Here is a 24,555-nt window from a genome sequence, read left to right on the forward strand (position 1 = left end):
TGTACTGACCGCACCCCCTCGACACACATCGAGACCCCTCGCCCCCCGACAGCATCCGCAGCGTCCCCCGCACCCGGAGACACCCCTCCCGGGCCGCACCCGCTGGGAAGCACCCCGCCGCGGCGCACCCCGCGCAGGCATCCGCCAGCACCCCCCCGCCAGCACACCGAGAAGAGACACCATGCAGTTCCTGCGCCCGGCAAGCTGGGAGGACGCGCTCGCCGCGAAGGCGGAGCACCCCTCGGCCGTGCCCCTCGCGGGGGGCACGGACGTCATGGTCGAGATCAACTTCGATCACCGTCGTCCCACCCACCTCCTGGATCTGAGCCGGATCCGGGAGCTGCACGAGTGGGAGACCGGCGGCGGGACCGTCCGGCTCGGCGCCGCCGTGCCCTACTCGAAGATCATCGACGGGCTCTCCCGCGAGCTGCCGGGCCTCGCACTGGCCTCGCGCACCGTCGGCTCCCCGCAGATCCGCAACCGGGGCAGCGTGGGCGGCAACCTCGGCGCCGCCTCCCCGGCGGGAGACGCGCACCCCGCGCTGCTCGCCGCGGGCGCCGAGGTCGAGGCGGTCTCGGTGCGGGGCACCCGGTCGATCCCCGTCGAGGAGTTCTACACGGGGGTCAAGCGCAACGCGCTCGCCGAGGACGAGCTGATCAGGTCCGTCCGCATCCGGAAGGCGGACGGGCCGCAGCAGTTCTCCAAGGTCGGCACCCGCAACGCCATGGTCATCGCCGTGTGCGCCTTCGGAATCGCGCTGCACCCTTCGACCCGTACCGTCCGCGCCGGTATCGGCTCGGCGGCACCGACCCCGCTGCGGGCCCGGGTCGCGGAGGACTTCCTGGGCGCGGCGCTGGAGGAGGGCGGCCTCTGGAGCAGCGGCAGGACGATCCCGCCGGCCGTCGCCCGCGAGTTCGCCGAACTCTGCTCCGGCGCCTGCAACCCGATCGACGACGTACGCGGCAGCGCCGCCTACCGGCGCCGCGCCGTGGGCGTCATGGCCCGCCGCACGCTGGGCTGGGCCTGGGAGAGCTACCGCGCCACCGGGAACGGCAGCACCACCGAAGGAGGCGCACAGTGCGCGTGACATTCACCGTCAACGGGCGCCGGCACGAGGCCGACGACGTGTGGGAGGGCGAGTCCCTGCTGTACGTGCTGCGCGAGCGAATGGGCCTGCCCGGCTCCAAGAACGCCTGCGAACAGGGCGAATGCGGCTCCTGCACGGTCCGCCTGGACGGCGAGCCGGTCTGCGCCTGCCTGGTGGCCGCCGGCCAGGCCGAGGGCCGCGAGGTGGTCACCGTCGAGGGACTGGCCGCCTACGCGCGGGAGCGGGACGGCACCGCAGGGACCGGCGACCTGGCCCCCGTGCAGCAGGCGTTCCTGGACGCGGGAGCGGTGCAGTGCGGCTTCTGCACCCCCGGCCTGCTGGTCGCGGCGGACGAGTTGATCGAGCGCACCCCGGAGCCCTCGGACGCGGACATCCGGGAGGCGCTCTCGGGCAACCTGTGCCGCTGCACCGGCTACGAGAAGATCATGGACGCCGTCCGGCTCGCGGCCGCCCGCTCCGACGCCGGCGGCGCGCGGGAGGTGGTCTGAGATGGCTCCCCCGAGCGGCCCCGCCGGGGCCCCGTCCACCCTCGGCCAGGGCGCCGGCACCCGGGCCGGAGTCGGCGACTCGCCGCTGCGGCCCGACGGCACCCTCAAGGTGACCGGGGAGTTCGCCTACTCCTCGGACATGTGGCACGAGGACATGCTCTGGGGCTGCACCCTGCGCAGCCCGCACGCGCACGCGGAGATCGTCTCCCTCGACACGGGTGAGGCGCTGCGGCAGGCCGGGGTGTACGCGGTGCTCACCCACGACGACCTCCCGGCCGCGGTGAAGAACTACGGCCTGGAGATCCCGGACACGCCGGTCCTGGCGCACGGCCGGGTCCGGCACCACGGCGAGCCCGTGGCGCTGGTGGCCGCCGACCACCCGGAGACGGCGCGCCGCGCCGCCGCGAAGATCAAGGTCGAGTACCGCGAGCTGCCCGTCGTGCACGACGAGGAGTCCGCGACGGCCCCGGATGCGCCCCTGCTCCACCCGGGCCGGGACGACCACCACGCGGGCCATGTGCCGCACCCCAACATCGTGCACCGCCAGCCGATCGTGCGCGGCGACGCCGCGGCGGCGGCCGGGCGCGCCGACGTGGTCGTCACCGGCGAGTACGAGGTCGGGATGCAGGACCAGGCGTTCCTGGGCCCCGAGTCCGGGCTGGCCGTACCCGCCGAGGACGGCGGGGTCGACCTCTTCGTCGCCACCCAGTGGCTGCACTCGGACCTGCGGCAGATCGCCCCCGTCCTCGGGCTGCCCGAGGAGAAGGTGCGGATGACGCTCTCCGGCGTCGGCGGCGCCTTCGGCGGCCGCGAGGACCTGTCCATGCAGATCCACGCCTGCCTGCTGGCGCTGGCCACCGGCAAGCCGGTCAAGATCGTCTACAACCGGTTCGAGTCGTTCTTCGGGCATGTGCACCGCCACCCGGCCAAGCTCCGGTACGAGCACGGTGCCACCCGGGACGGCAAGCTCACCCATATGAGGTGCCGCATCGTGCTGGACGGCGGCGCCTACGCCTCGGCCTCCCCGGCGGTGGTCGGCAACGCGGCCTCGCTCAGCGTCGGGCCGTACGTGGTCGACGACGTCGAGATCGAGGCGCTGGCCCTCTACACCAACAACCCGCCCTGCGGGGCGATGCGCGGCTTCGGCGCGGTGCAGGCGTGCTTCGCCTACGAGGCGCAGATGGACAAGCTCGCCGCCGAACTGGGGATGGACCCGGTCGAGCTGCGGCAGCGGAACGCCATGGCGCAGGGCGCCGTGCTGCCCACCGGGCAGGCCGTCGACTCCCCGGCGCCGGTCGCCGAGCTGCTGCGCCGGGTCAAGGCCAGGCCGATGCCGCCGGAGGCGCAGTGGGAGACCGTCGGCGGTGCGCCGGATGTCCGCGCGCTGCCCGGCGGGCTGTCCAACACCACACACGGCGAAGGGGTCGTGCGGGGCGTCGGCTATGCCGTCGGCATCAAGAACGTCGGCTTCTCCGAGGGCTTCGACGACTACTCCACCGCGCGGGTGCGGCTGGAGGTCGTCGGCGGCGAGCCGGTGGCCCTGGTGCACACCGCCATGGCCGAGGTGGGGCAGGGCGGCATCACCGTGCACGCCCAGATCGCCCGGACCGAGCTGGGCGTCACCCAGGTGACGATCCAGCCGGCCGACACCCGGGTCGGCTCGGCCGGGTCCACCTCCGCCTCCCGGCAGACCTATGTGACCGGCGGCGCCGTCCAGCACGTGTGCGCACTGGTGCGCGAGAAGGTGCTGGAGCGCGGGCGGGAGCGGCTGGGCACCCACCACCCCGCCTGGGCGACGGCCGAGCTGCTGCTGGAGGGCGGCAAGGTCGTCACCGACGGCGGCGAGGTGCTGGCATCGCTGGCCGACGTGCTCGGCGAGGAGCCGGTCGAGGCCGAGGACGAGTGGCGGCACCGGCCGACCGAAGCCTTCGACCTGCGGACCGGCCAGGGCTTCGGCCACGTGCAGTACTCCTTCGCCGCGCACCGCGCCGTGGTGGAGGTCGACACCGAGCTCGGGCTGGTCAAGGTCGTCGAACTGGCCTGCGCACAGGACGTGGGCAAGGCGATGAACCCGCAGGCCGTGGTGGGTCAGATCCAGGGCGGCACCGTGCAGGGGCTCGGACTCGCCGTGCTGGAGGAGATCGTGGTCGACCCCGGGGCCAAGGTCCGCAACCCGTCCTTCACGGACTATCTGATCCCCACTCTTCTCGACACGCCGACCATCCCGGTCGACGTGCTGGAACTCGCCGACGCGCACGCGCCCTACGGGCTGCGGGGCGCCGGCGAGGCTCCGACCCTCTCGTCGACGCCCGCCGTCCTGGCGGCCGTCCGGGCCGCGACCGGGCGCGCACTGCCGCGCGTACCGGTCCGTCCGGAGCACATCGTCGACGTGTGATCTTCCCCGGTCCCGCCGGCACCGGGGCTTCGGGGGCATCGCCCCCGGAACCCGGGCCCGAGCGGCGGAGAGGCTGCAGCAGCCTCTCCGACGCTCGGGGCGGGATCGAGGACATGGCAGGACACGGGCCGTCCCCCGGGTCGTGCTTCCCAAATCCTCGGCAGTCGCCGAGGTGCCCCTTTGAACCTTGGGAGTCAGCACAATGACCCAGTCCACAGTGGAGCCGACGACGTCGGCGGAGGACGCGGGCCCCGGCTCGCGCATCCCCGCGGGCCGCTCCTGGCTCGACAGGTACTTCCACATCTCCGCGAGAGGGTCGACCTACGGCCGGGAGATACGCGGCGGTATCACCACCTTCATGGCGATGGCGTACATCGTCCTGCTCAACCCGGTCATCCTCTCGGTGCCCGACGTCAACCAGCAGACCCTGGACGGCGGGCAGGTCACCACGGCCACGGCGTTCGCCGCCGCGGCGACGACCATCGTGATGGGCATCATCGGCAACGTTCCGCTGGCCCTGGCGGCCGGACTCAGCGTCTCGGCGGTGCTCTCGTTCCAGGTCGTGCCCGAGATGACCTGGGGCAACGCCTGGGCGATGTGCCTCATCTACGGCGCGGTGATCATCCTGCTGGTGGTCACCGGACTCCGCGAACTGATCATGAACGCGATCCCGCTGGCGCTCAAGCACGCCATCACCATGGGCATCGGCCTGTTCGTCTGCCTCATCGGCCTGGTCCAGGCCGGCTTCGTCACCTCGATGCCCGGCCCCGGCGGACTGCCCGGTGCCAAGCCGATCCAGCTCGGCACCGCGGACATGCTCACCGGCTGGCCGGTGCTGTGCTTCGCCGTCACCGTGCTGCTCATCTTCGCGCTCCAGGTGCGCAAGGTGCCCGGTGCGATCCTCATCGGCATCGTCGGCGGCACCGTGCTGGCCGCGCTCGTCCACCAGTTCGCGGGCCTGGACAAGAAGGACTGGGGCGGCCGGAACGCCCCGGAGATCACCGGGTCGCTGGTCAGCTCGCCGGACTTCGGACTGCTGGGCAACGTCTCCTTCAGCGGGCTCGGGGACGTCGGCGGCATCACCGTCGGCGTCATCGTCTTCACCCTCGTCCTGGCCGGGTTCTTCGACGCGATCGGCACCATCATCGGCATCGGCCAGCAGGCCGGACTCGCCGACGAGCAGGGCCGGATGCCCGGACTGAACAAGGCACTGACCATCGACGGCGCCGGCGGCGCGGTCGGTGGGCTGGCCGGAGCCTCGGGGCAGACCGTGTTCGTGGAGTCCACCGCCGGCGTCGGCGACGGCGCGCGCACCGGTCTGGCCAGCGTCGTCACCGGCCTGGGCTTCGCCCTCTGCCTGTTCTTCACACCCCTCGCGCAAGTGATCCCGCCGCAGGTGGCGGCCGCGGCACTGGTCGTCATCGGCTCGATGATGATGACCAACGCCATGCACATCGACTGGACCGACCCGGCCACGTCGATCCCGGTCTTCCTGACCACCGTGCTGATGCCGTTCACCTACTCCATCACGGCCGGCATCGGCGCCGGAGTCATCGCCTACGTTCTGATCAAGGCCGTCCAGGGAAAGTTTCGTGAGCCCGGATGGTTGATGTGGGTACTGGGGCTCGTCTTCCTGGCCTACTTCGCACTGAACCCGATCGAACAGTGGCTGGGGGTCAAGTAGCCGGCCCTCCACGAACCGCTCAGGTGGGAGCGGGTGCGGTCCCCTGGCCGTTCCCGCTCCCACCTGGCCGTATATCACCGCCGAGGAGAGACACATGCTGGACATCGCCGCTGAGCTGCACCGCTGGTGCCAGGAGGGGCGGGACTTCGCCGTCGCCACCGTCGTCGGCGTGGGCGGCAGCGCACCGCGGCAGCCGGGCGCGGCGCTGGCCGTGGACGCGGACGGCGAGGCCGTCGGCAGCGTGAGCGGCGGCTGCGTCGAGGGCGCGGTCTACGCGCTGTGCGAGGAGGTGCTGGAGTCCGGTGCGAGCGTCCGCCAGACCTTCGGCTACAGCGACGAGGACGCCTTCGCCGTCGGTCTCACCTGCGGTGGCACCATCGACATCCTGATCACCCCGGTCCGCGCCGGAACGGCGGCCCGCACGGTGTGCGCCGAGAGCGCGGCCGAGGCCGCCGAAGGACGCACCGCCGCGCTCGTCCGGATCGTGGACGGGCCCGGCGAGCTGCTGGGCGGCGCCCTGCGGCTGGACGCCGAGGGGCAGCCGCACGGCGCCCTGGGCGGGGCGCCCGAACTGGACGCCACCGCGGCGGCCGAGGGCCGGGCGCTGCTGACCGCCGGCCGTACGGCCACCGTCACCATCGGCGCGGACGGCAGCAGGTGCGGCCGGCCGGTGACCCTGCTGGTGGAGTCCAGCGTCCCGCCGCCGCGGATGCTCGTCTTCGGCGCCATCGACTTCGCCGCCGCGCTGGCCCGGATCGGCACGTTCCTCGGCTACCACGTGACGGTGTGCGACGCGCGGCCCGTGTTCGCCACGCCCGGCCGCTTCCCCGAGGCCGACGAGGTCGTCGTCGACTGGCCGCACCGCTACCTCGACTCCCAGGACCTCGATCCGCGCACGGTCGTCTGCGTCCTGACCCACGACGCCAAGTTCGACGTACCGCTGCTGGAGCGGGCGCTGCGGCTGCCGGTGGCCTACGTCGGCGCCATGGGATCCCGCCGCACCCATCTGGACCGGCTGGAGCGGCTGCGCGAGGTGGGACTGACGTCGCTGGAACTGGCCGCGCTGCGCTCACCCATCGGCCTGGACCTGGGGGCCCGCACCCCGGAGGAGACGGCGCTGTCCATCGCCGCGGAGATCGTCGCCGCCCGGCACGGCGGCACCGGCGTCCCCCTCGACGGCGCCCACACCCCCATCCACCACGACGGCGGCTCCGCCACCTCGATCACCGGAGGCGCCGGGCGCGCCGCGGGCTGAGCGCCCCGCGCGGGGTCCGGCCGCGGCCGGGCTCAGAACAGCTTGACGTTCACCAGCAGGGCACGGTGGTCGGTGCCGCCAAGATCCACGAACTCGCCGTCCACCGGCAGCATCGCACCGCTCAGCAGCACGTGGTCGAGCTGCGCGCCGAGCACCGGGGTGGTGCGGGTGGGCCAGGTGGGGGTACGCGAGTTGCCCAGCATGCGGGCCGCGTCGTGCATGCCGGTGCGCAGGATCGCCCGGAAGGCCGCGTGGTCCTGCGAGGAGTTGAAGTCGCCCGCGATCAGCGTCGGCAGCCTGCCCCGCGCCGCCGCCGCGGCCCGCAGCCGGTCCAGCTCCACCCGCCAGGCCGCCGTCCGGCCCGGCTCGGGCGGCATCGGATGCGCCACCTGGAGGGCGACCCGCTCGCCGTGGATGTCCGCGATCGCGCCGGGCATCGCCAGCCGCCCGCGTACCTCGCCGCGGCCCGCCAGCGGATAGACGCTCAGCAGCGCCGAGCCGCGGGCCCCTCCGTCGTCGGTGATGATGCGGTGCGGATACTCCTCGCGCAGCGCGGGGGCACGCAGCGCCGTCGCGCACCGTGCGTCGCATTCCTGCAGCGAGACGACCTGCGGGCGCTCCCGGCGCACCGCCGCCACCAGGTCGCGGGTGGCGGCACCGTGGTCCAGATTGGCCGTCAGCACCCGGAACTGGGCCTTCGCCGGCCGGGCGGCCGTGTCCGCCGGCGCGGGCTGCCCGTAGGGGCGCAGGAACCATCCGGTGCCCGCCAGCACCACCAGCGCCCACAGCAGCACCAGCCAGCGGCGGGAGAGCGTCGCGACCAGCGCCGCGAGCCAGGCCGGGGCCAGGAACCAGGGCAGGAACGCCAGCAGTTGCGGCACCGGGGTGGGCCCGTCCTCGTCCCCGGCCCGGAAGGCCAGGGCCACGCTGAGCACCAGCAGGGTCAGCACCGACAGCGCGGTCAGGAAGGGATGCCGCCGCGCCCGCCGCCTGCCGCCGCGCGTCCCACCGTCTGCCGCGCCCCGGTCCCTGCGCGTGTCGGCCCCCGTGTACATCTCTCCGATGATGCCGCACCTCCCGTCACATGGGCGTAAGCCCCCGGCCGGGGGTGGTGCGGCACACGGGTGGGCGTACACGATGGCTCCCAGCGCCCGCAGCACCCCCTGAGCAGGAGGAAACATGGTCCCGTCCACGCCTACCGATCAGTTCCGCGCCGCCCGCGACACGCTGCTGCGGCACCGGACGGACTACGAGGCCGCGCGGGCCGCCTTCGACTGGCCCCGGCCCGAGCACTTCAACTGGGCGCTGGACTGGTTCGACCACATCGCCCGGGGCAACGACCGGCTCGCGCTGCACATCGTAGAGGAGGACGGGCTGGAGCGCCGCGTCACCTTCGACCAGATGCGGACCCGCTCCGACCAGGTCGCCAACTGGCTGCGCGGCCGGGGCGTGGCGCCCGGCGACCGGGTCGTGCTGATGCTGGGCAACCAGGTCGAGCTGTGGGAGACGCTGCTCGCGCTGATGAAGCTGCGCGCCGTCGTCATCCCCGCGACGCCCCAGTTGGGCCCGCGCGACCTGGCCGACCGGATCACCCGCGGCGCGGCGCGCCATGTGGTGGTACGCGCCGAGGACACCGAGAAGTTCACCGACGAGGTGCCGGGCGACTACACGCGGATCGCCGTCGGCAGCGGCGGCACCCCGGCCGCCGGCTGGCTGGCCTACGAGGACGCCTACGAGGCCGCGGCCGACTTCGACCCGCAAGGCGCCACCCGTGCCGACGACACCCTGCTGCTGTACTTCACCTCCGGGACGACCGCGCTGCCCAAGCTGGTCGAGCACACCCACGCCTCCTACCCGGTCGGGCACCTGGCGACGATGTACTGGATCGGCCTGCAGCCGGGCGACGTCCACCTCAACATCTCCTCGCCCGGCTGGGCCAAGCACGCCTGGTCCAACTTCTTCGCGCCCTGGAACGCCGAGGCGACGATCTTCATCCACAACTACAGCCGGTTCGACGCCGGGCGGCTGCTCACCGAGATGGAGCGTGGCGGCGTCACCAGCTTCTGCGCACCGCCCACCGTCTGGCGCATGCTCATCCAGGCCGACCTCAGCAGCCTCTCCACCGTCCCCCGGGAGGTCGTCGCCGCCGGTGAGCCGCTCAACCCCGAGGTCATCGAGCACGTCCGCCGGGTGTGGGATGTCACCATCCGGGACGGCTTCGGCCAGACCGAGACCGCCGTCCAGGTCGCCAACACCCCCGGCCAGCCCCTCAAGCCGGGCTCCATGGGCCGGCCCACGCCCGGCTTCGACGTCACCCTGCGCGACCCGGTCACCGGCAAGACCGGTGTCGAGGAGGGCGAGATCTGCCTCGACCTGTCCACCCGGCCGGTCGGTCTGATGGTCGGCTACCGGGGCGACGCGGAGCGCACCGCGGAGGTGATGGCCGACGGCATCTACCGGACCGGCGACATCGGGGCGCGGGACGAGGAGGGCTACCTCACTTACGTGGGGCGCGCGGACGACGTCTTCAAGGCCAGCGACTACAAGATCTCCCCGTTCGAGGTGGAGAGCGTCCTGCTGGAGCATCCCGCCGTGGCGGAGGCCGCCGTCGTGCCGTCGCCGGACCCGGTGCGGCTCGCCGTGCCCAAGGCGTACGTGGTGGTCGCGGACGGCGCCGCCGCGGACGCGGAGACCGCGGCCGTGCTGTTCGCGCACTGCAGGGAGCGGCTCGCCCCCTACAAGCGGGTGCGGGTGATCGAGTTCGCCGAGCTGCCCAAGACGATCTCCGGGAAGATCCGCCGCGTCGAGCTGCGCGCCCATGCGGCGGGTGAGGCGGGTACGCCGGGGACCGAGCACCGCGACCGGTAGCGCGGCGCGGACAGGCCGCTGCTGCCGGTGCCGGCACCTGCCGGTGCCGGCACCGCGGCGGCGTCATCGCGGGGTGCGGATCAACTGCTCGGCGGCCTCGTTCACCGCCCGCGGTGTGCCCGTCAGGTCCAGGACGAACAGCGGGAGCCGCAGTTCGTCGGCGCGGGCCCGCGCGTCCTTGCCGTATCCGGCCAGGGCGAAGCAGACGGCGGCGACCGAGTCGTTCAGCCCGTTGAGCCACAGGGTCTCCACGTCGCGCAGCGCGGCCGGGGAGGTGGAGGGGTCGACGTGTGCGACCACGGCGGGCCCGCGCACGTCCACTCCCGAGGCGGGGGTCCGCTCGGCGACCCGTACCCCCTCGAATCCCAGCCACCGCAGATACTGTGCCGCGGCCAGCTTCGCGTCCTGCGCCGTGCGGATGGTGACGGGCCGGAAGGCGGGCCGCGGGACCGGCCCCCGCGCGGCGGGAGCGGGGTCCGCGGTGCTCGGCGCGGGCTCCGGCACGGCCTCCGGCGCGGTGCGGGCGACCGGCGGAGGGTGCTCGGCTGACGGCGCCGCCACCCCGGTCCGGCCGCGGGCGACCGGCACCCGCAGGGTGGTGCCGCAGCCGCAGCCCAGCTCGGGCTGCGGCCACTCGTCGACGCGCCCGCAGGCCGGGCAGCGTACCGAGATCCAGGAGCCCGCCCAGGTGCGGTGCCGGACCTGGACCGCGGCGGCGGAGGACAGCAGCGGCAGGGCGACCGGCGCACCGCAGCCGCAGGGGTAGACGGGCGCGGTGTAGCTGTGCTCACGCCGGCACACGGGGCAGCGCACAAGCACTCTCTCAGCCATCGTTCGGCTCCTGGCACGGGTGGTCCGGTGGGCACGGTGGGGCTGCTGTGCCCGGCCGCTCTCCAATCGTCGCCGATGGAGCGGGTTTTCCGAAGGGGCGGGCGCCGGACGGGCCGGGGGAGGTGGGGCGGGGAGGGCGGGCGGTGGTGGCTGCGTGGATGATGACAAAGGTATGCCCCCGCGCGGAACGGCCACCCCTCATCACAAGGACCGTTCCGCACGGGGGCGCGTGCCGGGCCGACCTCCCAATCACCCCGGTACGCCGTTCACCGCGCGAGAGATGCGGCGCGCCCGCGCGGGGCGCCCCGCGCGGGCGCGCCCGCTGTCGGGACGCGCCCTGCGGCGGACGGTGCTCAGCCCTCCTGCAGCTCCCGCACGGCGGCTTCCACGCGGCGCCCGTACTCGGGGTCCGCGGCGCTGAAGTGGGCCAGGTTCTTCTCGATGACGTCCTCGCGGGAGACCTGCGCGAGGCCGCCGGCGATGTTGGCGACCAGCCGCCCCTTCTCCTCCTCCGACATCAGCCGGTAGAGCTCCCCGGCCTGGAAGAAGTCGTCGTCCTTGGAGTGCTGCGGCGCCTCGTGCGTGCCCCAGTACCCGGTGACCGGACGCGGTGCGGACAGCGGCGCGCCGCTCTCGACGGGGCCGCCGTAGGAGTTGGGCTCGTAGTTCTTGGTGTGCCGTCCGTAGGCGTTGGCGGCCATCAGGCCGTCCCTGCCGTAGTTGTTCGCCTCGGTGGCCTTGGGCGCGTTGACCGGCAGCTGGGTGTGGTTGACGCCGAGCCGGTAGCGGTGCGCGTCGGCGTAGGCGAACAGCCGGCCCTGGAGCATCTTGTCCGGCGAGGGGCCGATGCCGGGCACGAAGTTGTTCGGCGAGAAGGCGGACTGCTCGACCTCGGCGAAGACGTTGTCCGGGTTGCGGTCCAGCACCAGCCGGCCCACGCGCTGCAGCGGGTAGTCGCCGTGCGGCCACACCTTGGTGAGGTCGAAGGGGTTGAACCGGTAGTCGGCGGCCTCGTCGGCGGGCATGATCTGCACGTACAGCGTCCAGGACGGGAAGACGCCGCGCTCGATGGACTGCAGCAGGTCCGTCTGGTGGCTGTTGGGGTCGGTGCCGGACAGCTCGGCGCCCTGGTCGCTGGACAGGCAGCGGATGCCCTGGTTGGTCTTGAAGTGGTACTTGACGAAGAAGACCTCGCCCTCGGCGTTCGTCCACTGGTAGGTGTGCGAGCCGTAGCCGTTCATGTGCCGGTAGGAGGCCGGGATGCCGCGGTCCCCCATCAGCCAGGTGACCTGGTGGGTGGCCTCGGGCGCGTGCGCCCAGAAGTCCCAGACGTTGTCCGGCTCCTGCTTGCCGGTGAAGGGGTCCCGCTTCTGCGAGTGGATGAAGTCGGGGAACTTCAGCGGATCCTTGATGAAGAAGACCGGGGTGTTGTTGCCGACGAGGTCGTAGTTGCCCTCCTCGGTGTAGAACTTGAGGGCGAAGCCGCGCGGGTCGCGGGCCGCGTCCGGGCCGCCGAGGTTGTCGGCGACGGTGGAGAAGCGGATGAACGTCTCCGTGCGGCGGCCGACCTCGCCGAGGAAGTGGGCGCTGGTGTGCGCGGTGACGTCGTCGGTCACCTCGAAGTAGCCGTAGGCGCCGGAGCCGCGGGCGTGCACCACGCGCTCCGGGATGCGCTCGCGGTTGAACCGCGCCAGCTTCTCCAGCAGGTGCTGGTCCTGGAGGAGGAGCGGCCCACCGATGCCGGCGGAGGTGGAGTTCTGGTTGTCGGCGACGGGCGCGCCCGCCTCGGTGGTCAGCGTGGGCTTCGACGACTTCGACATGGACGACCTTCCTGGGGCTGATTCACGGAAAACGGTTTCCGCATGTTGGAGCGTAAGGACGCCTTATCAGGGCGTCAACACTTTGTTGAAACTCGGTTCTCCGGCCCCCGGGAGACCGTTCCCGGGGGCCGGAGGGCGGGCGGCCGAGGGGGCGGGCGGTGCCGTCCTCAGCCCAGCGGAACGGTGGCCGTCGGCGCGTGCGCCGCCTCGGTGGCCAGCTCCTCGAACTCGTTGACCGAGGCGATGTCGCTGCCGCTCATGGAGATGTTGGTGACCCGCTCCAGGATCGCCTCCACCACGACCGGCACCCGGTGCTCGGCGGCGAGCTTCTTCGCCTCCTCGAAGGCGGGCAGCAGTTTGTCCGGCTCGGTCACCCGCAGCGCCTTGCAGCCCAGGCCCTCGGCGACCTTGACGTGGTCCACGCCGTAGGCGCCCAGCTCGGGCGCGTTCAGGTTCTCGAACTCCAGGTTGACCTGGAAGTCCATGTCGAAGTTGCGCTGGGCCTGCCGGATCAGCCCGAGGTAGGAGTTGTTGACCAGCACGTGCACATAGGGGATGCGGTGCTGCGCGCCGACGGCCAGCTCCTCGATCATGAACTGGAAGTCGTAGTCGCCCGACAGCGCCACGACGCTCGCCTCCGGGTCCGCCTTGGCCACGCCCAGCGCGGCCGGCACGGTCCAGCCCAGCGGGCCCGCCTGGCCGCAGTTGATCCAGTGCCGGGGCCGGTAGACGTGCAGGAACTGCGCGCCGGCGATCTGCGAGAGCCCGATGGTCGACACGTAGCGGGTCTCCGGCCCGAAGGCCCGGTTCATCTCCTCGTACACGCGCTGCGGCTTCAGCGGCACGTCGTCGAAGTGCGTACGGCGCTGCAGCGTGCCCTTGCGCTCCCGCGCCCCGGCGGCCCACTCCGACAGGTCGCGCAGGCCACCGGCCGCGGCGCGCTCCCTGGCGACCTCGACGAAGAGGGTCAGGGCCGCGTGTGCGTCCGAGGCGATGCCGTAGTCCGGTGCGAAGATCCTGCCGATCTGGGTCGGTTCGATGTCCACGTGCACGAACGTGCGGCCCTCGGTGTACGTCGACAGCGCGCCGGTGTGCCGGTTGGCCCAGCGGTTGCCGACGCCGAGGACGAAGTCCGACTCCAGGAACGTGGCGTTGCCGTAGCGGTGCGAGGTCTGCAGCCCGACCATGCCCGCGTGCAGCGGGTGGTCGTCGCCGATGACGCCCCAGCCCATCAGCGTGGGCACGACGGGGATGCCGGTCAGCTCGGCGAACTCGACCAGCAGCTCGGAGGCGTCCGCGTTGATGACGCCGCCGCCCGCCACGAGCAGCGGCCGCTCGGCCGCGGCCAGCATGTCCATCGCCTTCTCGACCTGCCTGCGGGTCGCGGCGGGCTTGTGCGGGACCAGCGGCTCGTAGGTGTCCGGATCGAACTCGATCTCCGTCTGCTGGACGTCGATCGGCAGGTCGATCAGCACCGGGCCGGGGCGGCCCGAGCGCATCAGGTGGAACGCCTCCTGGAAGACACCGGGGACCTGTGCCGCCTCCTTGACGGTGGTGGCCTTCTTGGTGACCGGCTTGGCGATGGAGGCGATGTCGACGGCCTGGAAGTCCTCCTTCTCGATCACCGCGACCGGCGCCTGCCCGGTGATGCACAGAATCGGGATCGAGTCGCCGATCGCCGAGTACAGGCCGGTGATCATGTCGGTGCCGGCCGGGCCCGACGTGCCGATGCACACCCCGATGTTGCCGGGCGCCGTGCGGGTGTAGCCCTCGGCCATGTGCGAGGCGCCCTCGACGTGCCGGGCGAGCGTGTGCTCGACGCCGCCCGCGGCCCGCAGGGCCGCGTAGAAGGGGTTGATCGCCGCACCCGGCACCCCGAAAGCGGTGTCCACACCCTCGCGCTTGAGGATCTCAACTGCCGCGCGGGCAGCGGTCATACGAGCCATCGGACTCTCCTGGTTCGGTGCAGGTGGTATCCGGGCGGCGGCGTCTGGGCGCGACAGGACAGTGTCGACACCGCCGCCCGGAGTCTCTGGGGGAGTGCGGTCCTCAGTTGGCGCCGTCGGGGTTCTCGCCCGAGAGCCGCTTGACGCCGCGGACCAGCGCCGAGTGGTCGAGCCCGCCGTCGCCCTGCGCCCGCAGCGCCGCGACGAGCTGGGCGACCAGTGCACCGGCGGGCACGGCCGCACCGACCGCGCGGGCCGCGTCGGTCACGATGCCCATGTCCTTGTGGTGCAGGTCGATCTTGAAGCCGGGCTTGTAGTCGCCGGCCAGGATGCTGTCCTTCTTGCGGGTCAGCACCGTGGAGCCGGCCAGCCCGCCGTTGAGCACCTCGAGACCGGCCTCCAGGTCGACGCCGGACTTGCGCAGGAAGACCACCGCCTCGGCGACGGCCTGGATGTTGACCGCCACGATGAGCTGGTTGGCCGCCTTCACGGTCTGGCCGGACCCGGCCGGGCCGCACAGCACGATCGTCCTGCCGAGCGCCTCCAGCACCGGCTTGGCCGCGTCGAAGGTCTCCTGGTCGCCGCCGACCATGATGGACAGCACGCCCTCGATGGCGCCCGCCTCGCCGCCGGACACCGGGGCGTCGAGCGTCTTGACGCCCTTGGCCCGCGCGGCCTCGGCGACCTCGACGGAGGTCTGCGGGGTGATCGACGACATGTCGATGAGGGTGCCGCCCTCGCGGAGGTTCTCCAGCACGCCGCCCTCGTGCAGGACGACCTGCTCGACCTGCGGGGAGGCGGGGACCATCGTGATGACGACATCGGCGCCGCCGACCGCTTCCGCGATGGACGCCGCGCCCGTGCCGCCGTCCTTGACGAAGGTCTCGACCTTCTCCGTCTCCAGCGTGTACGCCGTGACGTCGTACCCCGCCTTCAGGAGGTTGCGTGCCATGGGCGCGCCCATGATGCCGAGCCCGATGAAGGCGATCTTGGTGTTGCCGGCGGTGTAAGCCATCTCTTGTGCCTTTCGCAGTTCCGAATGCCGGGGCCGCCCCTCCGGCCCCGCGCGGTGCACGGGCCCCGCCCGGCGCGGACGGGGGCGCTCAGTTACTTCCGCTGCTCCAGCCAGCCGAAGGAGGCGGCGCTGCCGTTGTCGCCGGGCTTGTACTCGAGCCCGACCAGGCCGTCGTATCCGCCCTTGTCCAGCCGCTCGAAGAGGTCGCCGAAGTCCAGGGACCCGGTCCCCGGTGCCCCGCGCCCGGGGTTGTCGGCGATCTGGACGTGCGCGGTCCGGTCGAGGGAGTTCTCGATGACGGCCGGCAGGTCCTCGCCGTTCATGGACAGGTGGTAGAGGTCCATCAGGAACCGCGCGTTGTCCAGGCCGGTGGCCGTGTTGACCGCGTCGACCACCTCGAGCGCGCGGGGCGCGCTCACCAGCGGGCACTTGGGCGACTCGGGGGCGTTCAGCGCCTCGATGAGCAGTACCGCCCCCACCCGGTCCGCGGCCCGCGCGGCCAGCCCGAGGTTCTCCAGCGCGAGCGCGTCCTGCTCGGCCTCGGAGGCTCCCTCGACGCGGTTGCCGTAGAGGGCGTTGAGCGCCTTGCACCCCACGGAGCGGGCGAAGTCGGCGGTCACGTCGATGTTGGCGCGGAACTTCTCCGACTCCTCGCCGGGCACGGACAGGGCGCCGCGGTCGGGTCCGGGGAGCTGCCCCGCGTAGAAGTTCAGCCCGGTGAGCTGCACCTGGGCGTCCTCCAGCGCGCCGCGCAGCGCGTCGAGCTCGGAGGGCTCGGGCACGGGCGCGTCGACCCAGGGCCACCACAGTTCGATCTTGTCGAAGCCCGCAGCGGCGGCGGCCGCCGGGCGCTCCAGCAGGGGCAGCTCGGTGAAGAGGATCGAGGCGTTGACGGTGAACCGGTCCGAGGAGACCACTGCGACCGCCCTCCCTTCCGTCGGGGACCGTAGAGAAGATTTCGTATTGTGAAACTTGTTTTCTGCTCACTGGAAGATTGCGATGCCGGTGCCGGTCCTGTCAAGAGCGGACCTGCCGCCACCCCGTCGGGCGGCCCGGCGGTCGGGGGCGGATCCGGCGGTCGGGCCGGTGAACCCGGGCGGGGAACCGGGCGGGGAAGGGGTGACCGGAGTGGCTGCCGCTCGCGCGTGGGCCCGCTTCTCTCACCGACCGTCCCGGCGACTGGCTGTACGTGGCTGCCGCTCGCGCGCCGGGGCCCGCTGCACCCCGGCTTCCGGTGCCGGGCCGGAGCCGGCGGTCGGGCGCCTGGCCTCCGGGTTCTTCAACTGCCGTGCCGGGGTGAGCTGTTGCCGGGGCGGCGACGGCGCAAGAAGGAGGGTTCCGAGCGCAACCTCCGTGCGCCGGCGGCGTATTCTCCAGGTACCTGTACCTGACCGGTACACCGGTGCCACACTGATGTGACCGCCCAAACACCCTTGGGAGTCGGAATGACCGCCATGATGCAGCCGTCCGGTGACGCGGCGCGAGGGGCTGCGCAGGAGCAGTCGAACGGTCCCACCGCGCTGCGGATCATCCTGGGTGTCAAGCTGCGCAGGCTCCGGCAGCGCCGGGGGATCAGCCGGGAGGCCGCCGGACGGGCCATCCGCGGCTCGCACGCCAAGATCACCAGGCTGGAGCGCGGCCAGGTCCGGGCCAAGGAACGCGATCTGCGCGACCTGCTGACGCTCTACGGCATCCATGACCCGGACGAGCGCGAGGAGTTCTTCGGCCTCGCCCAGCAGGCCAACTCGCCCGGCTGGTGGTGCCAGTACTCGGACGTGCTGGAGGACTGGTTCGAGCTGCACCTCGGGCTGGAGGACGCGGCGTCGGTGATCCGCACCTACGAGGTCCAGTTCCTGCCCGGACTGCTGCAGACCGAGGACTACGCGCACGCCGTCAGCAAGCTCGGCTATCCGAACACCGACCCGCGCAAGGTGGCCCGGATCGTCGCGCTGCGCATGGCCCGGCAGAAGCTGCTGCGCCGGCCCGAGCCGCCGCGGCTGTGGGCCGTCGTGGACGAGGCGGTGCTGCGCCGTCCCTTCGGCGGCACCGAGGTGATGCGCGAGCAACTGGAGCATCTGCTGAAGATGATCGAGCTGCCGCACATCACGCTGCAGGTCGCACCGTTCGAGGTGACGGCCGCCGCGGCGGGGACTCCGGTGACCCTGCTGCGCTTCCTCGACCACGATCTGCCGGACAAGGTCTATCTGGAGCACCTGACCAACGCCGTCTATCTGGACAAGCCCTCGGAGATCGACCAGTACACGCTGATCATGGACCGGCTGTGTGCCGAGGCCCGGCAGCCGGCGGAGACGGCCGCCTTCATCGAGGACATGCTCGCCGAGCTGCGCTGACCTGCGGCGGACCAAGGCGTTCTCGGTACTGTGGGGCCATGGAGCGATTGCGAGTGGAGTTCACGACCGAACCCTTCGACCTCGACGAGGCGCCGGAGCACGCGGTCGTGGCGCGGGAGGTCGTCCAGTCGGCGGCACTGGATGCCGTGGACGTCGGTCCGTTCGGCAACACCGCCGAGGGCTCGGCCGATGCGGTGCTGGGCGCGGTCGCCGCACTGCTGCGCCGCTCGCTGGAGGCCGGTGCGACCCGGGTCTCCCTGCAGGTGAACGTGATCGGGGAGGGCGAGGACTGATGGGGGAGGACGCGCGCGCCTCGGGGCATCCGTTCGTCGTCGCGATCAAGCCGCTGGTGGACGCCATGGGCGGGGACATGGTCGCCCCGCAGGAGGCCCAGGGTGACGATGTGGTGCTCGCCTGGGAGGGCGAGGACGTGGTGGCCGTGCGGCTGCCGCATCTGTCGGACTCCCTCGACCACATCCTGGCGGAGCTGGAGAGGCGGCACGGGGTGCCGCTCGCGGAGCTGGACCGCAAGACCAAGCAGTCGGTGGTGCGGATCCTGGAGACCCGGGGGGCCTTCTCGGTCCGGCACGGCGTCGAGACCGTCGCCGGTGCGCTGGGCGTCTCGCGCTTCACCGTCTACAACTACCTCAACCGGGAGAACGGGCGCTCCACGAGTTGAGGTCTGCGCCCTCCGGGGCGGGGTGGGGGCTGCCTGACGGGGATGCGGGGCCTCCGCCGGGCCGCCTGTGGAGCTTCCGTATGGCGGGTGCTGTTTTCCGGGATGCCGAAAAGCATTCAACAAAGTGTTGACGTGGTGTGGCCTGAGGACTTAGCTATTCCCAGCCCGAACAGCACCACGGCCACGGAGGTCCCGTGACTTCGCGCTCGACGCCAGGTCTCACCTGGTTCAACTCCGCAGCGGACGCCGAGGCGCGCGCCGCGCTCCACGAGATGTGCGCTGCCTGGAGCTGGGGGAGCGCGCTGCTCGCCCGACGTCCGTACGACACCGTCGAAGCCCTCTTCGCCGCGAGTGACGAGGCCACCGAGGCCCTCACGGACGGCGGGCTGGCCGAGGCCATGGCCGGGCACCCGCCCATCGGCCGCCCGAAGCCCGGCGACCCCACCTCCTCCCGCGAGCAGCGGGGGATGGCGGGCGCCTCCGAGGAGCTGAAGGCCGAGATGCTCGAACTGAACCTGGCATACCAGGACAAATTCGGGCACGTGTTTCTCATCTGCGCCACCGGCAGGAGTGCCGAGGAGATGAGGGACGCCGTTCGTCACCGGATCGACAACACTCCGCAACAGGAGCGGGAGATCGTGCGGCGGGAGCTGGCGAAGATCAACCGCCTCCGGCTCACCCGTCTCGCGGAGGAAGGAGCCCCCACGGCATGAGCGACGCGACGAGCACGTCGGTGTCCACCCACATCCTGGACACCAGCCGCGGCCGCCCGGCCGCCGGGGTCGGGGTACGGCTGTCCGTACGCCAGGGCGACGAGCAGGCCGGATGGGTCGCGCACGGGGCGTCGAGGACCGACGCCGACGGGCGCTGCAAGGACTTTCCGGCGCTGCCGGAAGGCACCACCCACGTCCGGTTGTGGTTCGAGACGGAGCCGTACTTCTGCGGCGGGTCCGACTCGGACCGACTGGAGGTGGCAGAGCACAGTTCGAATCCGCGCAGCCAGCGCGAAGCCGCGGAACAGCAGGACGCCCCCCGCGTAAGGGACAGCGCGCCAGGCAGCTTCTTCCCCGAGGTGACCATCGTCTTCGCGGTGCACCCGGGGGAGCACTACCACGTGCCGCTGCTGCTCAACCCGTTCGGCTACTCCGTGTACCGAGGGAGCTGACACCATGCCCACGATTCTCGGCCAGAACCAGTACGGCAAGGCAGAGAACCGCGTCGTCAAGATCACGCGGGACGGCGACACCCACCACATCAAGGACCTCAACGTCTCGGTCGCCCTGAGCGGCGATCTGGACGACGTCCACTACTCCGGCTCCAACGCCCATGTGCTGCCGACCGACACCACCAAGAACACCGTGTTCGCCAAGGCGAAGGAGCACGGGATCGAGTCGGCCGAGGCGTACGGCGTCCTGCTGGCCCGGCACTTCGTGGAGAGCTGCGAGCCGATCAGCAGGGCACGCATCCGCATCGAGCAGTACGACTGGGAGCGCATCGAGACCTCCGACGCCAACTCGAAGTTCATCGGCGCCGACGAGGTCAAGCACTCCTTCGTACGCAAGGGCCAGGAGATACGCACGGCCCAGATCACCTTCGACGGCGAGCGCGTCGAGGTGCTGTCGGGCCTGAAGGAGCTGACCGTCCTCAACTCCACCAACTCGGAGTTCTGGGGCTACATCAAGGACCGGTACACCACGCTCAAGGAGGACTACGACCGCATCCTCGCCACCGAGGTGGCCGCCGTGTGGCGGCACAACTGGACCGGCGCGGCGGGGGAGCGGACGCCCAACTGGGACAAGTCCTACGCGCAGACCAAGCGGCACATGCTGCAGGCGTTCGCCGAGACCTACTCGCTCTCGCTCCAGCAGACCCTCTACCAGATGGGTTCGCGCGTCATCAACAGCCGGCCCGAGGTCGACGAGATCCGCTTCTCGATGCCGAACAAGCACCACTTCAAGGTGGACCTGTCGCCGTTCGACATCAAGAACGAGGCGGCCGACGGGGCCGTCTACTACGCGGCGGACCGGCCGTACGGCCTGATCGAGGCCACGGTCCTGCGGGACGGGGTCACTCCCCGCATCCCGGTGGACATGACCAACCTCTGATCTTCCTCACCCTGCCCCGCCCTTCCTGGAACCGGGCGGGGCGGGGCAGGGACCGATCCCAAGCGAGGACCCCCCATGGCCGACACCGGACCACAACAGCCACCACCCAGCGGGCGCGTCGTCATCGAGAAGTGCGCGATCGCGACCGTCGACGCCGAGGACACCGAATACGCGAGCGGCCATCTCGTCGTCAACGGCAACCGGATCGAGTCCCTCGGCCCGGGAGAGGCGCCCGAGGGCCTGACGGACGTCACCCGCCGCATCGACGGCACGGGCCACCTCCTCACCCCGGGTCTGATCAACACCCACCATCACTTCTACCAGTGGCTCACCCGCGGTCTGGCCCAGGACTGCAACCTCTTCGACTGGCTCGTCACGCTCTATCCGGTCTGGGCGCGCATCGACGAGGAGATGGTGCACGCCGCGGCCCGCGGCTCCCTCGGCATGATGGCCCGCGGCGGTGTCACCACCGCGATGGACCACCACTACGTCTTCCCGCGCGGCGCCGGCGACCTGCTGGGCGCCGAGATCCGCGCCGCCGGCGAGCTCGGCGTCCGCTTCACCGCGGCACGGGGCTCGATGGACCGCGGCGAGTCGGACGGCGGCCTGCCCCCGGACTTCGCCGTGGAGACCCTGGAGGGTGCGCTCGCGGAGACCGAGAAGGCCGTCGACGCACACCACGACGCCTCCTTCGGCTCGATGCGGCACGTCGCCGTCGCGCCCTGCTCTCCCTTCTCCGTCTCCACCGAACTGATGCGGCAGGGCGCGGAGCTGGCCCGCCGCAAGGGCGTGCGGCTGCACACCCACGGCTCGGAGACGGCGGAGGAGGAGACGTTCTGCCACGAACTCTTCGGCATGGGCCCGACCGACTACTTCGAGTCGGTCGGCTGGCTGGGCGAGGACGTGTGGATGGCCCACTGCGTCCATATGACCGACGCGGACATCGCCGCCTTCGCCCGCACCGGGACGGGCGCGGCGCACTGCCCCTCGTCCAACGCGCGGCTCGGCGCGGGGATCGCCCGGGTCCCGGACATGCTGGACGCGGGCGTCCCGGTCGGACTCGGCGTGGACGGTACGGCCTCCAACGAGTCGGGTGAGCTGCACACCGAACTGCGCAACGCGCTGCTGATCAACCGGCTCGGTCCGCGCAGGCAGGACGCGCTGACCGTGCGCGCGGCCCTGCGGCTGGGCACCCACGGCGGCGCCCGAGTGCTCGGCCGCGCCCAGGAGACCGGCTCGCTGGAGGCCGGGAAGCTGGCCGACCTGGTGCTGTGGAAGCTCGACGGCATCGGGCACTCCTCCATCGCCGACCCGGTCGCCGCCCTCGTCCTGGGCGCGGCGGCCCCGGTCACCCTCTCCCTCGTCAACGGCCGGCCGGTGGTCGAGGACGGGCACCTCGTCCGGGCCGACGAGGAGGAGATCGCCGGCACCGCTCGGGACGAGGCACGGCGCCTCGCCCGGATCGCGGCCGACGCGGGCTGACGCTCCCGCCACGAGGCCGGAGCGCCGCTCCGGTACCACCCCACAGACACCGGCCGGGAGGGACGGCTCCCGGCCGGTTCGACCCCCATCCGGACTCCTGTCATGTTCCGGACACCAACGGGCGCACCAGTAGGACATCGCACCGACAGCACCACCTTGCACAGCGCAACACCTCCGGAAAACGAGTGCCACACGGCGCAGACAGCGACAGGAGGACCCCGTGGCCAAGACGCCCAGGTTCACCAGGCAAGGAAAGACGGCGGACGGCAGTGGGGACGAACCGGGCCGCGGCTCGCGCGACCCCGATCAGCAGCGGCTTGCGGCGCAGGAGAAGCACCCGGTCGACCAGGGCATGCCGCCGGTGAAGCTGTTCACCACCGGCCTGCAGCATGTGGCCGCCATGTACGCGGGAGTGGTGGCGCCGCCGCTCGTCATCGGCGCGGCAGTGGGCCTCTCGCCGTCCGAACTGACGTTCCTCACCGGTGCCAGCCTCTTCATGGCCGGCATCGCCACCCTGCTGCAGACGCTCGGCTTCTGGAAGGTCGGCGCGCGGCTGCCGTTCGTCAACGGCGTCACCTTCGCCACCGTGGCGCCCATGCTGGCCATCAACAAGTCCGAAGGCCCTGCCGACGCGCTGCCGGTCATCTTCGGCGCGACGATGGTCGCCGCCGCGCTCGGCTTCGTCATCGCCCCGTTCTTCAGCAAGCTCGTCCGCTTCTTCCCGCCGGTGGTCACCGGCAGCGTCATCACCCTCATCGGCGTCTCGCTGATGCCCGTCGCCTTCAACTGGGCCCAGGGCGGCAACGCGAAGGATCCCGACTACGGCGGCTTCGACAACATCGGCATGGCGGGCGCCACCCTGCTGATCGTGCTGCTGCTGCGCCGGTTCACCTCCGGCTTCCTCAAGCAGATAGCCGTGCTGATCGGTCTCGTCGTCGGCACCCTGGCCGCGATACCGGTCGGCATCACGGACTTCACCGCGGTCGAGCAGGCCGATCTGGTCGGCTTCCCCACCCCCTTCCACTTCGGCGCCCCGCAGTTCGCACTCGCCGCGATCATCTCCATGTGCGTGGTCATGCTGGTCTCGATGACCGAGTCCACCGCTGACATGCTGGCCCTGGGCGAGGTCGTGGACCGCCCCTCCGGGGAGAAGACCATCGCGGCCGGACTCCGCGCCGACACGCTCGGCTCCTTCGTCAGCCCCTTCTTCAACGGCTTCCTGTGCAGCGCTTTCGCACAGAACATCGGCCTCGTGGCGATGACCCGCATCCGCAGCCGCTTCGTGGTCGCCACCGGGGGCGGCATCCTCATCGTCATGGGTCTCTGCCCGCTCGCCGCGGGGCTGATCGCGGCCGTGCCGCAGCCGGTGCTGGGCGGCGCGGGTGTCGTGCTGTTCGGCTCCGTGGCCGCCAGCGGCATCCAGACCCTGCTCAAGGCGGATCTCGGCAAGGACAACAACGTGCTGATCGTGGGTACGGCGCTGGCCGTCGGCATCATCCCGATCGCGGCGCCGGACTTCTACCACGCGTTCCCCGAGGGCGCGAAGATCATCCTCGACTCCGGCATCTCGACCGGCTGCGTCACCGCCGTCGTCCTCAACCTGGTCTTCAACCACCTCGGTCGCTCCCGCCGCGACGACGAAGTGGTGGCCCACCCCATGGAACCCGGCGAGGGCATCCCGCACCCGCGGGAGGGCGCCCCCGCATAACCCCCTCGCGCGCAGAGGCGCAGGAACGCGGAGACACAGGCAGTGCGGCGGCGCACCACCGGCCGGTGGTGCGCCGCCGCACTGCCGTGACGGGCCGCCCCCACCGCTGGGGTCAGCCCTCCATGGCCTGCCAGAAGCGGGCGAGGATCTCGTCCATGAAGGCCCGGCCCGCGTCCCGGGACGACGCCGAGGCGGGCTGTCCCCAGCCGAGGGAGGCGGCGGTCGTGGAGTGGTACGCCGCGTGCAGCGCCCGCAGCCCGTCCGCGACGTACTCGCGCGGCAGCGGCACCAGCGCACAGACCGGATCCGTGTACGCCTGCCACCGGGTCGCCGCGGCCTTCCGCAGCAGGCGCGCCAGTTCCTCGTCGCGCCCGGTGAACTCGATCAGCGCGGGCACCGGCAGCCGCAGCACCGCGCCCAGCGCCTCGGCCTGCCGGGCGTTCCCCGGCCAGCGGCCGGATTCCTCGACGGCGGCGTAGTTCTCGGGGGACATGCCGATCTCCCGCGCGACGTCGGTCAGCGAGACGCCCCGCGCCAGCCGGTACTCGCGCAGTGTGCCGGGGCTGCCCATCAGATCGGCTGCCGAGCACCACAGCGCGCCCGCGAGTGCGGCCAGATGCCGCTCGTCGGGCGCCGCCGCTCCCGTCTCCCACGCCGCGACCGTTCGGGCGTCGGCCCCGGTGCCGTAGGCGGCACGCATCCCGTACGCGACATCCTCCGCGGAGAGCCCCAACCCCTCGCGCAGCCGCCGTGCGGCCGCGCCGTCGAACGAACTTCCTGCCTGCCCCCGTGACGTGCCGTAGTGCATCCGCTCACCGTA

The 24,555-nt window shown here is 72.0% G+C and carries 21 protein-coding genes; 14 read left to right on the forward strand and 7 right to left on the reverse strand.

Translation table 11 applies throughout. The features are described from left to right. Positions 1-181 precede the first annotated feature (181 nt). From BMX65_RS10850 to BMX65_RS10870, 5 genes are all read left to right on the forward strand, one after another. Positions 182-1,087: an FAD binding domain-containing protein gene (locus BMX65_RS10850; protein WP_074999994.1), complete on the forward strand. Its 906-nt coding sequence runs from the start codon at positions 182-184 to the stop codon at positions 1,085-1,087. Next, positions 1,078-1,596, forward strand: coding sequence for a (2Fe-2S)-binding protein (locus BMX65_RS10855; protein WP_074999995.1), 519 nt, complete (start codon positions 1,078-1,080; stop codon positions 1,594-1,596). The genes BMX65_RS10850 and BMX65_RS10855 overlap by 10 nt, the downstream gene beginning before the upstream one ends. A 1-nt stretch (position 1,597) precedes the next feature. Then, entirely contained in the window at positions 1,598-3,991 is a 2,394-nt protein-coding gene (gene pucD / locus BMX65_RS10860; protein WP_074999996.1) for a xanthine dehydrogenase subunit D, read from the forward strand. Between the two features lie 202 nt (positions 3,992-4,193). Further along, positions 4,194-5,675, forward strand: coding sequence for an NCS2 family permease (locus BMX65_RS10865; RefSeq protein ID WP_074999997.1), 1,482 nt, complete (start codon positions 4,194-4,196; stop codon positions 5,673-5,675). Positions 5,676-5,769: 94 nt separating this feature from the next. Then, positions 5,770-6,930 carry an XdhC family protein gene (locus BMX65_RS10870; protein ID WP_074999998.1) on the forward strand — a complete coding sequence of 387 codons (1,161 nt, stop codon included), beginning with the start codon at positions 5,770-5,772 and terminating at the stop codon, positions 6,928-6,930. Positions 6,931-6,962: 32 nt separating this feature from the next. Here the strand turns inward: BMX65_RS10870 and BMX65_RS10875 are convergent, their stop codons facing one another. Beyond that, positions 6,963-7,985 (reverse strand): endonuclease/exonuclease/phosphatase family protein, encoded by a 1,023-nt coding sequence (locus tag BMX65_RS10875; RefSeq protein ID WP_074999999.1) that lies wholly within the window; start codon positions 7,983-7,985, stop codon positions 6,963-6,965. 124 nt (positions 7,986-8,109) lie between these two features. Here BMX65_RS10875 and BMX65_RS10880 point away from each other — a divergent pair, with 124 nt between their 5' ends. After that, positions 8,110-9,798: an AMP-binding protein gene (locus BMX65_RS10880; RefSeq protein WP_075000000.1), complete on the forward strand. Its 1,689-nt coding sequence runs from the start codon at positions 8,110-8,112 to the stop codon at positions 9,796-9,798. A gap of 63 nt (positions 9,799-9,861) precedes the next feature. Here the strand turns inward: BMX65_RS10880 and BMX65_RS10885 are convergent, their stop codons facing one another. The 5 genes from BMX65_RS10885 to BMX65_RS10905 all read right to left on the reverse strand — a co-directional run bounded on the left by BMX65_RS10885 (position 9,862) and on the right by BMX65_RS10905 (position 16,327). Then, positions 9,862-10,629, reverse strand: coding sequence for a hypothetical protein (locus BMX65_RS10885; RefSeq protein ID WP_075000001.1), 768 nt, complete (start codon positions 10,627-10,629; stop codon positions 9,862-9,864). Positions 10,630-10,982: 353 nt separating this feature from the next. Further along, positions 10,983-12,449, reverse strand: a complete 1,467-nt coding sequence (locus BMX65_RS10890) for a catalase (protein ID WP_075000002.1) — start codon at positions 12,447-12,449, stop codon at positions 10,983-10,985. Positions 12,450-12,616: 167 nt separating this feature from the next. After that, positions 12,617-14,386: a glyoxylate carboligase gene (gcl, locus tag BMX65_RS10895; protein WP_075000003.1), complete on the reverse strand. Its 1,770-nt coding sequence runs from the start codon at positions 14,384-14,386 to the stop codon at positions 12,617-12,619. A 112-nt stretch (positions 14,387-14,498) separates the two neighbouring features. After that, complete coding sequence (locus BMX65_RS10900; protein ID WP_275435126.1) at positions 14,499-15,428, reverse strand: 2-hydroxy-3-oxopropionate reductase; 930 nt, start codon at positions 15,426-15,428, stop codon at positions 14,499-14,501. Between the two features lie 74 nt (positions 15,429-15,502). Beyond that, positions 15,503-16,327: a TIM barrel protein gene (locus BMX65_RS10905; protein ID WP_075000005.1), complete on the reverse strand. Its 825-nt coding sequence runs from the start codon at positions 16,325-16,327 to the stop codon at positions 15,503-15,505. Positions 16,328-16,855: 528 nt separating this feature from the next. On the opposite strand from BMX65_RS10905, the gene BMX65_RS10910 reads away from it, so the two are divergent. The 8 genes from BMX65_RS10910 to BMX65_RS10945 all read left to right on the forward strand — a co-directional run bounded on the left by BMX65_RS10910 (position 16,856) and on the right by BMX65_RS10945 (position 23,735). Beyond that, positions 16,856-17,761 (forward strand): helix-turn-helix domain-containing protein, encoded by a 906-nt coding sequence (locus BMX65_RS10910; RefSeq protein WP_075000006.1) that lies wholly within the window; start codon positions 16,856-16,858, stop codon positions 17,759-17,761. Between the two features lie 38 nt (positions 17,762-17,799). Beyond that, positions 17,800-18,054 (forward strand): YkoF family thiamine-binding protein, encoded by a 255-nt coding sequence (locus tag BMX65_RS10915; protein WP_075000007.1) that lies wholly within the window; start codon positions 17,800-17,802, stop codon positions 18,052-18,054. Continuing rightward, positions 18,054-18,440 carry a helix-turn-helix domain-containing protein gene (locus BMX65_RS10920; RefSeq protein ID WP_075000008.1) on the forward strand — a complete coding sequence of 129 codons (387 nt, stop codon included), beginning with the start codon at positions 18,054-18,056 and terminating at the stop codon, positions 18,438-18,440. The genes BMX65_RS10915 and BMX65_RS10920 overlap by 1 nt, the downstream gene beginning before the upstream one ends. Positions 18,441-18,634: 194 nt before the next feature. Beyond that, positions 18,635-19,153 (forward strand): 2-oxo-4-hydroxy-4-carboxy-5-ureidoimidazoline decarboxylase, encoded by a 519-nt coding sequence (uraD, locus tag BMX65_RS10925; protein WP_075000009.1) that lies wholly within the window; start codon positions 18,635-18,637, stop codon positions 19,151-19,153. Further along, positions 19,150-19,605, forward strand: a complete 456-nt coding sequence (locus tag BMX65_RS10930; protein WP_075000010.1) for a hydroxyisourate hydrolase — start codon at positions 19,150-19,152, stop codon at positions 19,603-19,605. The genes uraD and BMX65_RS10930 overlap by 4 nt, the downstream gene beginning before the upstream one ends. 4 nt (positions 19,606-19,609) lie before the next feature. Further along, on the forward strand, positions 19,610-20,545 hold the full coding sequence (pucL, locus tag BMX65_RS10935) for a factor-independent urate hydroxylase (RefSeq protein ID WP_075000011.1): 936 nt from the start codon (positions 19,610-19,612) through the stop codon (positions 20,543-20,545). 75 nt (positions 20,546-20,620) lie between these two features. Next, positions 20,621-22,027: an 8-oxoguanine deaminase gene (locus BMX65_RS10940; protein ID WP_075000012.1), complete on the forward strand. Its 1,407-nt coding sequence runs from the start codon at positions 20,621-20,623 to the stop codon at positions 22,025-22,027. Between the two features lie 220 nt (positions 22,028-22,247). Then, positions 22,248-23,735 (forward strand): nucleobase:cation symporter-2 family protein, encoded by a 1,488-nt coding sequence (locus tag BMX65_RS10945; RefSeq protein WP_075000013.1) that lies wholly within the window; start codon positions 22,248-22,250, stop codon positions 23,733-23,735. 112 nt (positions 23,736-23,847) lie between these two features. On the opposite strand, the gene BMX65_RS10950 is transcribed toward BMX65_RS10945, so the two are convergent. Further along, complete coding sequence (locus tag BMX65_RS10950; protein WP_075000014.1) at positions 23,848-24,543, reverse strand: helix-turn-helix domain-containing protein; 696 nt, start codon at positions 24,541-24,543, stop codon at positions 23,848-23,850. Between the last annotated feature and the right edge of the window lie 12 nt (positions 24,544-24,555).

The organism is Streptomyces qinglanensis, from assembly GCF_900111245.1.
GTDB classification, from domain to species: domain Bacteria; phylum Actinomycetota; class Actinomycetes; order Streptomycetales; family Streptomycetaceae; genus Streptomyces; species Streptomyces qinglanensis.

Bases quoted from the DNA above. Each gene is read 5' to 3' on its own strand.
- pucD (WP_074999996.1), top strand. From the start codon at position 1,598: ATGGCTCCCCCGAGCGGCCCCGCCGGGGCCCCGTCCACCCTCGGCCAG.
- BMX65_RS10930 (WP_075000010.1), top strand. From the start codon at position 19,150: ATGAGCGACGCGACGAGCACGTCGGTGTCCACCCACATCCTGGACACC.
- BMX65_RS10910 (WP_075000006.1), top strand. From the start codon at position 16,856: ATGACCGCCATGATGCAGCCGTCCGGTGACGCGGCGCGAGGGGCTGCG.
- gcl (WP_075000003.1), bottom strand. From the start codon at position 14,386: ATGACCGCTGCCCGCGCGGCAGTTGAGATCCTCAAGCGCGAGGGTGTG.
- BMX65_RS10950 (WP_075000014.1), bottom strand. From the start codon at position 24,543: ATGCACTACGGCACGTCACGGGGGCAGGCAGGAAGTTCGTTCGACGGC.
- BMX65_RS10870 (WP_074999998.1), top strand. From the start codon at position 5,770: ATGCTGGACATCGCCGCTGAGCTGCACCGCTGGTGCCAGGAGGGGCGG.
- BMX65_RS10885 (WP_075000001.1), bottom strand. From the start codon at position 10,629: ATGGCTGAGAGAGTGCTTGTGCGCTGCCCCGTGTGCCGGCGTGAGCAC.
- BMX65_RS10880 (WP_075000000.1), top strand. From the start codon at position 8,110: ATGGTCCCGTCCACGCCTACCGATCAGTTCCGCGCCGCCCGCGACACG.
- BMX65_RS10850 (WP_074999994.1), top strand. From the start codon at position 182: ATGCAGTTCCTGCGCCCGGCAAGCTGGGAGGACGCGCTCGCCGCGAAG.
- BMX65_RS10920 (WP_075000008.1), top strand. From the start codon at position 18,054: ATGGGGGAGGACGCGCGCGCCTCGGGGCATCCGTTCGTCGTCGCGATC.
- BMX65_RS10875 (WP_074999999.1), bottom strand. From the start codon at position 7,985: ATGTACACGGGGGCCGACACGCGCAGGGACCGGGGCGCGGCAGACGGT.
- BMX65_RS10865 (WP_074999997.1), top strand. From the start codon at position 4,194: ATGACCCAGTCCACAGTGGAGCCGACGACGTCGGCGGAGGACGCGGGC.
- BMX65_RS10890 (WP_075000002.1), bottom strand. From the start codon at position 12,449: ATGTCGAAGTCGTCGAAGCCCACGCTGACCACCGAGGCGGGCGCGCCC.
- BMX65_RS10940 (WP_075000012.1), top strand. From the start codon at position 20,621: ATGGCCGACACCGGACCACAACAGCCACCACCCAGCGGGCGCGTCGTC.
- BMX65_RS10915 (WP_075000007.1), top strand. From the start codon at position 17,800: ATGGAGCGATTGCGAGTGGAGTTCACGACCGAACCCTTCGACCTCGAC.
- pucL (WP_075000011.1), top strand. From the start codon at position 19,610: ATGCCCACGATTCTCGGCCAGAACCAGTACGGCAAGGCAGAGAACCGC.